At 68.0% G+C, this 13,314-nt stretch carries 9 protein-coding genes; 8 read left to right on the top strand and 1 reads right to left on the bottom strand.

Annotated features, from left to right (window positions below; translation table 11 throughout):
- Positions 1 to 193 precede the first annotated feature (193 nt).
- Complete coding sequence (locus QH168_RS26050) at positions 194 to 2,500, bottom strand: N-acetylmuramoyl-L-alanine amidase (protein ID WP_280468512.1); 2,307 nt, start codon at positions 2,498 to 2,500, stop codon at positions 194 to 196.
- Between the two features lie 217 nt (positions 2,501 to 2,717).
- Here QH168_RS26050 and QH168_RS26045 point away from each other — a divergent pair, with 217 nt between their 5' ends.
- From QH168_RS26045 to zomB, 8 genes are all read left to right on the top strand, one after another.
- Positions 2,718 to 4,481: a SpoIID/LytB domain-containing protein gene (locus QH168_RS26045; RefSeq protein WP_280468510.1), complete on the top strand. Its 1,764-nt coding sequence runs from the start codon at positions 2,718 to 2,720 to the stop codon at positions 4,479 to 4,481.
- A 148-nt stretch (positions 4,482 to 4,629) separates the two neighbouring features.
- On the top strand, positions 4,630 to 5,403 hold the full coding sequence (locus tag QH168_RS26040; RefSeq protein WP_280468508.1) for a MerR family transcriptional regulator: 774 nt from the start codon (positions 4,630 to 4,632) through the stop codon (positions 5,401 to 5,403).
- 137 nt (positions 5,404 to 5,540) lie between these two features.
- Positions 5,541 to 6,179: a hypothetical protein gene (locus QH168_RS26035; RefSeq protein WP_280468507.1), complete on the top strand. Its 639-nt coding sequence runs from the start codon at positions 5,541 to 5,543 to the stop codon at positions 6,177 to 6,179.
- Positions 6,180 to 6,525: 346 nt separating this feature from the next.
- On the top strand, positions 6,526 to 7,728 hold the full coding sequence (gene glf, locus QH168_RS26030; RefSeq protein WP_280468506.1) for a UDP-galactopyranose mutase: 1,203 nt from the start codon (positions 6,526 to 6,528) through the stop codon (positions 7,726 to 7,728).
- Positions 7,729 to 7,767: 39 nt separating this feature from the next.
- Complete coding sequence (locus tag QH168_RS26025; protein ID WP_280468505.1) at positions 7,768 to 9,702, top strand: glycosyltransferase; 1,935 nt, start codon at positions 7,768 to 7,770, stop codon at positions 9,700 to 9,702.
- Positions 9,699 to 10,334, top strand: coding sequence for a phosphatase PAP2 family protein (locus QH168_RS26020; RefSeq protein WP_432421172.1), 636 nt, complete (start codon positions 9,699 to 9,701; stop codon positions 10,332 to 10,334). Before QH168_RS26025 ends, QH168_RS26020 begins: the two co-directional genes overlap by 4 nt.
- Positions 10,335 to 10,400: 66 nt before the next feature.
- Entirely contained in the window at positions 10,401 to 11,333 is a 933-nt protein-coding gene (locus QH168_RS26015) for a decaprenyl-phosphate phosphoribosyltransferase (RefSeq protein WP_280468504.1), read from the top strand.
- A 4-nt stretch (positions 11,334 to 11,337) separates the two neighbouring features.
- Positions 11,338 to 13,281 carry a flagellar motor control protein ZomB gene (zomB, locus tag QH168_RS26010; RefSeq protein WP_280468503.1) on the top strand — a complete coding sequence of 648 codons (1,944 nt, stop codon included), beginning with the start codon at positions 11,338 to 11,340 and terminating at the stop codon, positions 13,279 to 13,281.
- Positions 13,282 to 13,314: the final 33 nt, after the last annotated feature.

Below are 13,314 nucleotides of genomic sequence, written 5' to 3'. Positions count from 1 at the left end.
CCGCAGTGGTGTCGGGTCGGGGCGATCGCCGTGTCCGAGGACCTACCGAGTGGCGCTTCGACCGGAACCCATGGCCTGAAGCGGCCGAACCCGGGGCCCTCCGGTCGGATCTGCGTGCGCAGTCGGCCGTGCGACCCCGGGGTCGGTATGCGGTGGCCGTCGGACCGGCCAGTACCGCGGAGGTGGATGGTCGTCAGCCGACCGGTGCGGGTGCTTCCGGTGCGGGTGCCGTTTCCGGCGTGACGGCCGGTGCCGGGACCGGTGCTTCCGGTGCGGGGGCCTGAGCGGCGTCCGGTGCCGGAACTTCCGGTGCGGGCGCTGCCTCGGGCGCCGGGCCTGGGAACGGTGCCTGCTCATCCGCGGGAGCCGGTGCCTGCCCCTCCGCGGGAGCCGGTGCCTGCCCCTCCGCGGGAGCCGGTGCCTGCCCCTCCGCGGGAGCCGGTGCCTGCCCCTCCGCTGGCGTTGGGGCCGGTGGCTGCCCCTCCACCGGGGCGGGCGCCTCGACCGGTGGGGCGGGTGCGCCGGGATCGGGTGCCGCGACCGGGTTCGGACGGTTCATTTCCTGCTGATAGGTGTCGTTGTAGGTCTTCCAGACGGTGGTGACGATGCCGGTGACCTGGTTCAGGATCAGCGAGCCGTGCTGGAAATCCTCGCGCAGACCGTCGGGGACGGCGTAGGAGTTGCCGAGTGGCAGGCCGAGCACGCCCGCATCGGCGCCGAGTTCGAGGAAGCGGTCGAGGATCTTGCCCACCACCTCGACCGCGGTGCCCTCGGGTGTGGCGTACACGTACCCGTTGACGAACTGGGCGTACTGCCCGCCCTGCGCCGCGGGCAACGGTTCGGATGCGGCCTGTCCCAGCGGGCCCTCCGGTCCGCCCTTCGAGGCCCAGTACTTGGCGATGATGTTGTCGTTGACCATCGTCAGCAGCTTGGCGGTCAGATTGGCCAGCGCCGCCACATCGGATTGCACCCGTCGTGAGGGCGGGGAGCCGCCGGACGAGCCGGGCGCGCCGGCGGCGATATCGCGGATCCGGTCCATCATCGCGTAGGCCGCATCACCGGGGCAGCTGGTGTTGCCGACATCGCGGTGGGCGAACACCACCGGCAGCTGCACCTCCTCACCCTGGGCGTACGGGGTGAACTCGGTGCCTTCGGAGTACATGGTGGTGTAGCCCTTCGGGTCGAGCCCGGCGACCTTGGTGCGCCAGCCGACGAACCGCCCGGCCGAATTGATCGCCGCGCTCGGCGGCGTCTCGGATTCGTAGTTGCCCATCAGCGCCACACCGGAGGTGTTCTCGTTGAATCCGCCCGCGTGCGCGCCCTGCACCGCCTTGTCGAGTCCGCCGAAGCGACCCTCGAAGATCTGGCCGTACTTGTCGACCAACGCGTGGTATCCGATATCGCACCAGCCGAGGGTTTGGGCGTGATAGGTGTAGATCGCGCGGACGATGCCCGCCGATTCGGCCTTGCTGTAGTCGTTGCGGCCCGCGGTGTGGTGCACGGTGACGCCGCCGAGGCCGTCGTCGTAGGTGGGGGAGTCGCAGCGGATGGATTCGTCGGCGCCCCACTGACCGCGGGTGATCACATTCGGGCCGCCGCCGGGCAGCGCGGCCGCGACATCGCCGAGCGCGCCGTCGATGGCGCCGCGGCCCGGATCGATCAGCACCGCTTTGAGTTCGGGTTGTGGCTGGTCGACGGGTGCGGCGGCGGGCGTCGGCTGGATGGGCGCACCGTGGTCCTGCGATGCGGGCGCTCCGGCGGCGGGTTTGCGGGTCACCAGGACCTGCACGGCGGTGGTGTTGCCGACATAGATCGGTTCGGTGCCCTCGGTACCGGTCGGTGCCGCGTTATCGGCGGCGGCGGTATCGATCGGCTCGGTCTCGTACCAGGGGCCCCAGGTGCCGTCGGGCTGTTTGGCCCGGACCATGGCCTTGGTGTTCACCAGGTCCTCGGCGGTGAGGGCGACGACGCTGAACGGCGTGTCGCGGGAGAGTTCCTTGACCTGTGCGCCGACCTCGGACATGAGTTCCGGCGGTACCGCGCCCGGACTGAGGGCCGGGGTGTTCGGGTCCGTGCCCACCGCGGGGTCGGCGATGAACTGCGCGCCGGTGGGTATCCGTCCGGGAACTGCCTCGAGCTGCGGTGCCGACGGTTGCTCGGCGTCGAATTGGGGTAGCGGGATTTCGCTGGGTAATTGAATGCCGGGCGGTAGCGGAAGGCCCTGCGGCACCGGGACCGATGCGGGAAGTGGGATCTTGCGGAGATCGGAAAGTCGCAGGTCGGGCAGGTCGAGACCGGTCAGTTCACGCAGTGGGAGCACGATATCGGGCGCCGAGTTCAGCACCACCTCGGCCAGTTGCGCTGGGACGGCGGCGAGCTGGGCCTCATTGGCGGTGCGGTAGTCGGAGTCGCTCGGCAGCAGAGTGGCGAGCGGGGCCGCGACCGCAAGCGTTGTGACCACCGGGAGCACGTAGGAGCGTTTCGGTTTGCGGTACGGCACGAGCTTCTCCAATCGGGTCGAACCAGTGATCCGTGTGCGGTCGATGCTTGCGTCCAGATGTCCCAAGGATCACACTAGTCACAACTTTCACATATCTAAACCTCTGGTTGAGGATTATGTGTGCTCGAATGTAGCTCTCGGATCGTGGCCGGTCGCAACGACATGCCGACAGGCGCCGAACCCTGTTCGGCTCTTGAAAACCAAGGGGAGTGAACGGATGCCGCAACGAAACGACGGCGCCCGCGCGGAATTCGCGCTACGGGCGAAGAATGTGCTGGCAGCGCCGCATTTACCGCAGTCGATGCATCGGCGCCGAGGCAGGCGGAGTTCGATCCTCGTCATCGGCGCGACAGCCTTGCTCGCCGCCGGTCCACTGCTGCTGTGGACCGGCGGCGATGTGTATAGACCGCTTGCCGGGCCGGGGCACGGCCGTGGCATGAGCCAGCACGGCGCGCTGCACAGCGCGCAAGACGGCTGGACAGCCGAACAGATTCTCGGGCACTACTATCCGGGCGCGACGCTCGGCGCCGTCGGACCGACGACGCTCGCCGTCCGGCTGATGGCACAGGACGACTCGACCCTCGACGCCTACTCCGACGCCGGTGCGCGGGTGGCGGGCCGGATCATCGGCCCCGGCGAGGCCGCCCATCTCACCGCACTGCCCGACGGCGGCGCGAATGTCGTGGTCACCTCAGGATGCGACGGTGAAGTGCTGTGGCAGACCTCGACCGCCGACCCATGGGTCTATCCGGTGGACCCCGCACCCGGGCGGCCCGCCACCGAACATCTGACCCTGTGCGGCGGCACCGCGTATCGCGGTTCGCTCGGCGTGGCGACCGAGGACGGTGCCGCGCGCACGATCAACCGGGTCGATGTGGAGGACTATCTGCTCGGTGTGCTCCCGGCCGAGGTGCAGGCCAACTGGGCCGACAAAGGCGCGGTCGAAGCCTTGCGCGCACAGGCCGTCGCGGCTCGCTCCTACGCGCTGGCCGAGACGCGCTACCCCTACGCGCAGACCTGCGACACCACCGACTGCCAGGTCTATCCCGGCACCATCAAGGAGGATCCGCGCACCGCGGACGCCGTGGCCTCCACCGCAGGCATGGTGCTGTTGCGTGACGGGCACATCCTGCGATCGGAATACTCCGCCGCGCCCGACGGCGGGCAACCGGCCGATATCCAGACCTTCGAGGTGGGGCCGACGCCTGCCGAGCTGAGCGTCGGCTCGCCGCCGCCCGGCCCGGCGCCGCGTACCAGGACCTCCGACACCGAATCCCCGATCGATATCGAATACGCGCGGCTCGGTGGCGCGGCGAGTTCGGTGGGCGAACCCATCGGACCGGAGATGGTGCTGCCGGAGAACGCAGGGATCTACCGGCTCTACAGCAACGGCGTCATCATCTACACGCCCACCCTCGGCGCCCAGGTCGTCGATTTCACGACCCTGCTCGAACTGGTCCCCGACCTGACCACGTCCGCACCCGGCAGCGCGGAATCCGGGATGTCCGACACGCCCGCTGGGCGCACCATTCCCGACGGTGTGGTGCCCGGGCCCGGTGAGTCGGCCGAAAGTCCGGGCGCGCCGGGGACTCCCGCTGCGCCGGGTGAGTCAGGAGGGGCGGTGCCCGGGACTCCAGCGGCGCCAGGTGATCCCGAAGGGTCGGCATCAGGGGCACCTGCGATCGAGGGCCCCGAGGGGTCGGCACCAGCGCCAGGCGGTCCGGCAGGGTCGGAGTCAGGAACGCCGGGCGGTCCGGCAGCGTCGGAGCCGGGAACGCCCGGCGATCCGGCGGCCCCTGCGCCAGGAACTCCGGCCGCCCCGGGAGACCCGGCGCCGCCGCCCGCCACCGACACACCCGATGCGCAGGGCGCCCCGGCGGCCGCGACGCTCGAGATCCAGCCCCCGGGTGCGGCGGTGTGGTCGGAGCTGCCGACCGAGGCCGATGTTTTCGGTGATCCCCGAGTTCGGGGCGGTTCCTGACAGTTCCGTGCGCAGGCGCGTGCGTTTCCGCGCCTGGAACCGTGCGTGTCCGCACCCAGAACTCGGCCGCCCGAGAGAACTCTTGACCTTGACGTAGCGTCAACTTGCAAGCTGGTTGCACTGCCTCGACAAGGAAGGAGTTCAGGCCATGGGAACGGGCGCCCGGACCGGTGAATGGTCCATTCAGGATCTGGCCAAGGCAGCCGGTACCACCAGTCGCACGCTGCGCCATTACGGCGAGCTGGGGTTGTTGCCGCCGCGCCGGATCGGGACCAACGGGTACCGCTACTACGACCAGGACTCCCTCGTGCGGTTGCAGCGCATCCTGCTGCTGCGAGAACTCGGCCTCGGCCTTCCGGTCATCGCCGAAGTCCTCGCCGGTGCGCAGGACACCACCGCTGCACTGCATACGCACCTGGAACTGCTTCGGCAGGAACAGGATCGGATCCGGCGTCGGATCGAGTCGGTGCACACCACGCTGCGGAAAATGGAAAGAGGTGAAAAGCTCGTGGCAGCAGAAGTTTTCGACGGGTTCGATCACACCCGGTACAAGGACGAGGTGATCGAGCGGTGGGGCAAGGATGCCTACGACAGTGGTGACCGGTGGTGGCGTTCGCTGAGCGAGGCCGATAAGCAGGCCTTCCAGCAGACCCAGCTCGATATCGCCGCTGATTTCGGTCGGGCCCATGCGGCGGGCCTGGACGCCGGAAGCGATGAGGTGCAGGCCATCACTGCCCGCCACTACGACTGGGTGGCCGCAGGTTCGCAGGGCACGCGCCCCGGTGACGACCACTTCGCCGGACTCGGTGAGATGTACGTCGCCGACCCACGATTCGGGCAGAACTACGACCGGCACGGCGCGGGCACGGCCGAACTCGTGCGTGAGGCCATGCGGGTCTACGCGGAGCGCAACCTCCGCTAGCCCCTCGACGGTGCCGACGCATCGGCTGTTTCGACGACGCCCGCACGGGGAACCTCCCGCGTGCGGGCGTCTTCGGCTGGAAGCCTGTCGTGGCGGCACGGTAGAGTTCCGCCGACATCGAGGAGGGGGGAATTCCCATGAGCTATCCATATGGTCATCCGGGTCAGGGTCAACCCGGTTACCCCGCACAATCCGGGTACGGACCGGGATACGGCGCGCCACCTGCCTACGGCCAGCCGCCCGGTTACGGATATCCACCGCCACAGCCGCAGCAATCGGCAAGCGGCGGAACCGGTATCACGGCCGGCATCCTGGCGCTGATCTGCGGTGGTCTCTACGTCTGGGGAGTCATCCGGGCGGTGCAGCTGACCAACCAGCTCGGCGCACCGGTGATGAGCGGAGCCCGCCGTCGTGGTGGCGGGGGCAGCAGTTCCCGCAGTGATATCGACATCGACCTCGATCTCACCCACAACACCGCCGATCTGATGCTGTGGCTGTCGGGCCTGATCGCCTTCCTCATGCTGCTCGGCGGCCTGCTGCTGTTGTGCCGCACCAAGTTCGGCCGCGTGACCGTCATCATCGCCAGCGTGCTCGCCCTGCTGAACATCGCCTGGGCCATCAGCGTGATCGGCACCATGGTCGGGCAGATGTTCATCGACCTCGCCCTGGTAGCCGCCATCCTGATCCTGGCCTCCCTCAGCGCCACCGGCCGCTGGATCCGCGCCCCCCGCACCCCGACCCCCGCCCCGATGTACGGCCAGTACCCCTACCAGTGAGCAATCCCGCCGCCAGCTGAGCGGACCAGCCGTGCTCGAGCGGCTCGAGCGTGTCCGTGCAGACGGGCACCGCGACGGCTGTCGTCGCTTGCTACAGCCGAGCGCCCCCCTCGGCGACGGCCGCCGCTGATCCCGAGGCTCCCGCCGCCGCCGGCCGATAATTGGACAACTGATCAGCTCTGCCGCGCATCGCATCGTGCGCCGGTTTCGGCGACCTGCCCGCCCTGCGCGGCCACCGACGGAATCAGGGCGATCGATCCGTGAAACCGGTGGCAGGACGCTCGGCGGGTGCGCAGGCTGTGACTCGGCCGGGAGCTTGCGCCGAAGTCCGATACTCTGGGCTCCCGTGACCGTCGCATCAACACCCTTCGACCTGATCGTCGTCGGCTCCGGCTTCTTCGGGCTGACCATTGCCGAACGCACCGCCACGCAGCTCGGCAAGCGGGTGCTGGTGCTCGATCGCCGCTATCACCTCGGCGGTAATGCCTACTCGGAGCCCGAGCCGGAAACTGGTATCGAGATCCACAAGTACGGCGCGCACCTGTTCCACACCTCGAACAAGAAGGTGTGGGATTACGTCACCCAGTTCACCGAGTTCACCGGCTACCAGCACCGCGTCTTCGGGCTGCACAAGGGGCAGGCCTACCCGCTGCCGATGGGCCTCGGCCTGATCTCGCAGTTCTTCGGCCGGTACTTCACCCCGGAAGAGGCACGCAAGCTCATCGCCGAACAGGCCGCCGAGGTCGAATCCGGTGATGCGCAGAACCTCGAGGAGAAGGCGATCTCGCTGATCGGCCGCCCGCTCTACGAGGCGTTCATCCGCGACTACACCGCCAAGCAGTGGCAGACCGACCCGAAGGAACTGCCCGCGGGCAATATCACCCGGCTCCCGGTCCGCTACACCTTCGACAACCGCTACTTCAACGACACCTACGAGGGCCTGCCCAAGGAGGGGTACACGAAGTGGCTGGAGAACATGGCCGCCTCCGAGCTCATCGAGGTGCGCCTGAACACCGACTGGTTCGATGTGCGTGAGGAGATCCGCGCCGCGAACCCGGACGCACCGGTCGTCTACACCGGCCCGCTGGACCGCTACTTCGACTACGCCGAGGGCGAGCTGGGCTGGCGCACGATCGACTTCGAGACCGAAGTCCTCGACACCGGCGATTACCAGGGCACCTCGGTGATGAACTACAACGACGCCGACGCCCCCTATACCCGCATCATCGAACCGCGCCATTTCCATCCCGAGCGCGATTACCCGACGGACAAGACGGTCATCATGCGCGAGTTCTCCCGCTTCGCCCAGACCGGCGACGAGCCGTACTACCCGATCAACACGCCGGAAGACCGCGCCAAGCTGCTGGCCTACCGCGAGCGCGCCAAGAACGAAACCGCAACGGCCAAGGTCGTTTTCGGTGGCCGTCTGGGTACCTACCAGTACCTGGACATGCATATGGCCATCGGTAGCGCGCTGAGCATGTTCGACAATGTGCTCAGGCCGCATCTGGAATCGGGCGCGCCGCTCATCGACGGCGAGCAAGCGTAGCTGCCCGAGCAGTCCCGGCCGAGCGACCACAGGGAACGAATGACCTCGCAATCGATTCTGGAAGAGATGACGACCGAGACCCGAGCGAAGGCGCTGCTCCAGCGCATCATCCTGCCTCGGCCGGGTGAGCCGCTGGATGTGCGGACCCTCTACCTGGAGGAATCACCGACCAACGCCCGCCGCGCGCACGCACCCACCCGCACCTCGCTATCGGTGGGTGCGGAGTCGGAGGTGTCGTTCTGCACCTACTTCAACGCACTGCCCGCCAGCTACTGGCGTCGGTGGAGCATCCTCGGTTCGGTGGTGCTGCGGCTGGAACTGGCCGGTCACGGCCGCGTCGACGTCTACCGTTCCAAGGCCGACGGCTCCCGCATCCATGTGCAGGGCCGGGAGTTCGCCGTGGCACCGGGCGCCGATTCGGTGTTCGTCGAGTTCGAAACCGAGCTGGCGCCGTTCGAGGACGGCGGCTGGATCTGGTTCGACATCACCACCGACACCGCGGTCACCCTGCTGGCCGGTGGCTGGTACGCCCCCGTCGAGGCGCCGGGTGACGGCAGCATCGCGGTCGGCATGCCCACCTTCAACCGCCCCACCGACGCGGTGAAGACCCTGGCGGCGCTGGGCTCCGATCCGCTGGTGCTCGATCAGATGAAGGCCGTGATCATCCCCGATCAGGGCAACCGCAAGGTGGTCGACGAACCGGGTTTCGCCGAGGCAGCCGCCGTACTCGGCGATCGGCTCGCCATCCACGATCAGCCCAACCTCGGCGGCTCCGGTGGTTACAGCCGGGTCATGTACGAGGCGCTGAAGACCACCGACGCGCAGTACATCGTCTACATGGACGACGATATCGAGATCGAACCCGATTCGATCCTGCGTTCGCTGGCCTTCGCCCGGTTCGCCAAATCGCCGATCCTGGTCGGCGGGCAGATGCTCAACCTGCAAGAACGTTCACATCTGCACACCATGGGCGAGGTCGTCGACCGCGGTATCTTCATGTGGACCGCCGCGCCGAATGTCGAATACGACCACGATTTCTCCAAGTACCCGCTGCGCGACCGGGACAATTCCAAGCTGCTGCACCGGCGCATCGACGTCGATTTCAACGGTTGGTGGACCTGTGTCATCCCGCGTCGGGTGGCCGAGGAGATCGGCCAGCCGCTGCCGCTGTTCCTGAAGTGGGACGATGTCGAATACGGGCTGCGCGCCCGCGGCGCCGGATACCCGACGGTCACGCTGCCGGGTGCGGCGGTATGGCATATGGCATGGTCGGACAAGGACGACGCCATCGACTGGCAGGCCTACTTCCACCTGCGCAACCGCTTGGTCGTGGCCTCACTGCATCTGCCGGGTGACGGCAAGCCGATGATCGCGAACACCATCAAGGCCACCCTCAAGCATCTGCTGTGCCTCGAATATTCGACGGTCGCGATCCAGAACGAGGCGATCCGCGATTTCCTTGCCGGTCCAGAGGGTCTGTTCGATCTGCTGCCGAGCGCCCTCGGCAAGATCCACGCGATGCGCAAGGAGTACCCGGACGCGGTGGTGCTGCCGTCGTCGACGGAACTGCCGCTGCCGAGCCACCACGGTGTCGGCGCGGTCGGCGAGCCGGGCAACCCGCTCGCCAAGGTCGCGCGCCTGGCCAAGGGTGTGGTGCACAACTTCCGCAAGGCCGATCCGGCCAACCACGAGACCCCGCAGTTGAACGTGCCGACGTTGGACGCGCGGTGGTTCCTGCTCTCCCAGGTCGACGGCGTCACCGTGACGACCGCCGACGGCCGCGGCGTCGTCTACCGCAAACGCGATCCGCGCAAGGCGGCCGCCCTGTTCAAAGAAGCGTTGCGGCTGCGCAAGGAACTCACCGCACGCTTCCCCGAGATGCAGCAGCGCTACCGGGCCGCACATGCCGAGCTGACCAGCGCGACGGCCTGGGAGCAGACCTTCGGCGTCAGTCAGAACGGAACCGAGAAGTGAACGCGATGAACCCGAGCCTGCCCGCGGTCGAATTGGTCGACGAGGGCTGCGGCGGCGACTGCGCCTGTAGTGGTGGGTACGTGGAGGTCCCCCGCGAGGTCGCGATCATCAACGCGGTGCAGGCCACCATCGGCGCCAAGCCCGCCGTGGTGTCGGCGGCGCGCGGGATGTCGCATTTCGGTGAGCACGCGCTCGGCTGGGTCGGCATCGCCGCCGCGGGCTGGCTGGTCGACAAGCCGCGGCGCAGGCAGTGGGCCGGGGTCGCGGTCGGCGCGGTCGGTGCGCACGCGGCCTCCATCGTGATCAAGCGGGTGGTCCGGCGTCCACGCCCGAACGACCCCTCCGTGCAGGTCAACGTGTCGACGCCGAGCAAACTGAGCTTCCCGTCCTCGCATGCGACCTCCACCGCCGCCGCTGCGGTGTTGCTCGGCAGATTGACCGGGCTACCCTTGCCTGCGGTGCTCGTCCCACCGATGGTGCTGTCCCGGGTCGTCCTCGGGGTGCACTATCCCTCGGATGTGCTCGCCGGTTCCGCGCTCGGTGCGGCCTCCGCGGCCGCCCTGCTCGGTGCCGAGAAGCGACTCGCTTCGCGATCCGAGCGACGACGGGCCCGGAGGAGGCAGCGTGCGTAACCACGGAGGGCACCGGGAGTACCGCACATGGACACAGTGACCGCTCGAGAAAAGGCCTTGGTTGAGATGAGTGAAGAGCCGACCGGCGCGGATCTGGCCGAAGCCGTCGTCAAGGGGCCGCCCAAGACACTGGCCGGTGGCCTGATCAAGGCGGTCCGGCCGCGTCAGTGGGTCAAGAACGTCCTGGTGCTGGCCGCACCGCTGGCCGCTGGCCCCGATGTGCTCAGCGACGTCTCCGTGCTCGGCCATGTCGCGATCGCGTTCGTCGTGTTCTGCATGGCGGCCTCCGGCATCTATCTGGTCAACGACTCGATGGACGTGGAGGCCGACCGCGCCCACCCGACCAAGCGTTACCGCCCGATCGCCGCGGGCGTGGTGCCGGTGAACCTGGCCTACATGCTGGCCGTGGTGCTGCTGGTCGGTTCGATCCTCGGCTCGCTGCTGGCGTCGTGGCAGCTCGCGGTGGTGATGGCGGTCTACATCGGCATCCAGCTCGCCTACTGCTTCGGGCTCAAGCATCAGGCCGTGCTCGATATCTGCATCGTGTCCTCGGGCTTCCTGCTGCGCGCCGTCGCCGGTGGCGCGGCAGCCGATATCGAGTTGTCGCAGTGGTTCCTGCTGGTCATGGCCTTCGGCTCGCTGTTCATGGCGGCGGGTAAGCGCTACGCCGAATTGCAGATCGCGCTGGGCACCGGCGCCAAGATCCGCAAATCGCTGGAGTACTACACCCCCACCTATCTGCGCTTCGTCTGGACCCTCGCGGCGACCGGCCTGGTGATCTTCTATGGTCTGTGGGCGTTCCAGCAGGGCGAGAAGAACGAAACCATCTGGTACGCGATTTCGATGGTGCCGTTCACCATCGCAGTCCTGCGGTACGCGGTCGACGTCGATGGCGGCGAGGCCGGTGAACCCGAAGAGATCGCACTGGGGGATCGGATCCTCCAGTTCCTCGCAATCGCCTGGATCGGAGCGGTAGGTGTCGCTGTCTATCTCACCTGACGAGATGCTGGTAGCGGGAGTGGAGGGAACCGAATACGCGGACCGGGCGGCTGCCGAGGAGCAGACCGCCCCGGCTTCGCGTTTCACCCGACTATCCCGGGCCACATTCGTCGGTGGGGTGGTGCTCACCGCCGCACTGTTCGCGATCGGCGGCTGGCAACGCCGCTGGATCGCCGACGACGGCCTGATCGTGCTGCGCACCGTGCGCAATCTGCTCGCGGGCAACGGCCCGGTGTTCAACGCGGGCGAACGGGTCGAAACCAATACCAGCACCGCGTGGACCTACATCGTCTGGTTCTTCAGCTGGCTCACCCAGGCCCGCCTGGAGTACGTGGTGCTCGGCGTCGCGATGACCTTGTCGGTGCTGGCGATCGTGTTCGCCATGCTCGGCGCGGCGCGGCTGTGGGGCGGCACGTCGTCATCGCTGCTGCTGCCCGCGGGTGCGCTGGTCTATATCGCGGTGCCGCCCGCGCGTGACTATGTGACCTCCGGGCTGGAGAGCGGCCTGGTCATCGCCTGGCTCGGCCTGCTGTTCTGGCTGATGGTGTGGTGGAGTCAGGCCGAACGGGTGCGGGTGCCCGCGCTGTTCGGGCTGGTCTTCCTCGCCGGACTTGCCCCGCTGATCCGGCCGGAGATGACGCTGGTCGGCGGTCTGGCGCTGATGATGATCTTCCTCGCGCCGATGCCCGAATCGCGGCTGCGTCCCGCCGTGCTGCGGGTGATCATCGTCGCGGTGGCGGGCCTGGTGCCGCTGGGCTATCAGATCTGGCGGATGGGCTACTACGGCCTGCCGTACCCGAACACCGCGGTGGCCAAGGACGCCGGTGGCGCCAAATGGGGGCAGGGTTTCACCTATCTGTGGGATCTGGTCGGCCCGTATTCGCTGTGGGTTCCGCTGCTGATCCTGCTGATCGCCGGGATCGTGGCGGCCCGTGCTGGGCGCGCGGGCGCCGCCGCCGAGGCTGGCTCCGACGATGACGGCCGCCGCTGGACGGCACGGGCCCGCATCTGGCTGCGTTCGCCCGCCGCGGTGGTCACGCTCATGCTCGGCAGCGGCGTCATCCTCACCATCTACGCACTGCGGGTCGGCGGCGACTTCATGCACGGCCGGATGCTGCTGTCGCAGTTGTTCTGCCTGATCGCGCCGGTCGCGGTGCTGCCGGTGCGGTGGCCGGAGGGCGGGTTGCGCTCGGTGTCGGCCAGCAGCGGCGCTTTCGTCGCCACCTCGGTCGCGCTCGTCGCCACGGTGGTGTGGTCGCTGTTCGCCATGGGCACGACCGCGATCACGACCGGCACCAAGATCAGCTCCTCCGGCATCGTCGACGAGCGCGTGTACTACGTGCTCAACACCGGCCACGACCATCCGATCCTGGCCGAGGACTACCTCGATTACGCCCGGATGCGGCCCATGGTCAACGACATCATGGCCAACCCCAACGGCGGTCTGCTGCTGAATTCGCCGTCGTTCATGTTCTGGTACGTCGCGCCGCCGCCGCAGCCCATCCCCGAGGGCGGCGTCGGACATACCGTCTACTTCCTGAACCTGGGCATGACCAGTATGAACGTGCCGCTGGACGTGCGCGTGATCGACCCGATGGGCCTGTCCTACCCGCTGGCCGCGCATACCGACCGGCTCGAGGACGGCCGCATCGGCCACGACAAGAGCCTGTTCCCGGACTGGGTGATCGTCGATACCGGCATGGTGGACCAGAAGCCGTGGATGCCCTGGTATCTGGACGAGAAATGGGTGACCCAGGCCAGGGTCGCGATGTCGTGCCCGCAGACCCACGCGCTGATGCTCTCCTACCGTGACGAGCTGACCTGGGACCGGTTCAAACACAATCTCCGCAACGCGCTGAGCTTCGCGAAGTACCGTATCGACCGGGTACCCAAGTACGAGATCCAGCGCTGCGGGTTGGTCGATCCCTATCCGCAGCCACCGCGCTGAGTGTGTTGTCGAGCGCGCCGTGCACAAAGCGGC

The organism is Nocardia cyriacigeorgica, from assembly GCF_029868385.1.
GTDB lineage: Bacteria > Actinomycetota > Actinomycetes > Mycobacteriales > Mycobacteriaceae > Nocardia > Nocardia cyriacigeorgica_F.
The sequence above is the reverse complement of the archived record's forward strand: the minus strand, read 5'-3'. Positions and strand labels throughout refer to the sequence as shown.

Coding starts and splice junctions, on each gene's coding strand:
- QH168_RS26045 (WP_280468510.1), top strand. CDS start 2,718: ATGCCGCAACGAAACGACGGCGCCCGCGCGGAATTCGCGCTACGGGCG.
- QH168_RS26040 (WP_280468508.1), top strand. CDS start 4,630: ATGGGAACGGGCGCCCGGACCGGTGAATGGTCCATTCAGGATCTGGCC.
- QH168_RS26035 (WP_280468507.1), top strand. CDS start 5,541: ATGAGCTATCCATATGGTCATCCGGGTCAGGGTCAACCCGGTTACCCC.
- QH168_RS26025 (WP_280468505.1), top strand. CDS start 7,768: ATGACCTCGCAATCGATTCTGGAAGAGATGACGACCGAGACCCGAGCG.
- QH168_RS26015 (WP_280468504.1), top strand. CDS start 10,401: ATGAGTGAAGAGCCGACCGGCGCGGATCTGGCCGAAGCCGTCGTCAAG.
- zomB (WP_280468503.1), top strand. CDS start 11,338: ATGCTGGTAGCGGGAGTGGAGGGAACCGAATACGCGGACCGGGCGGCT.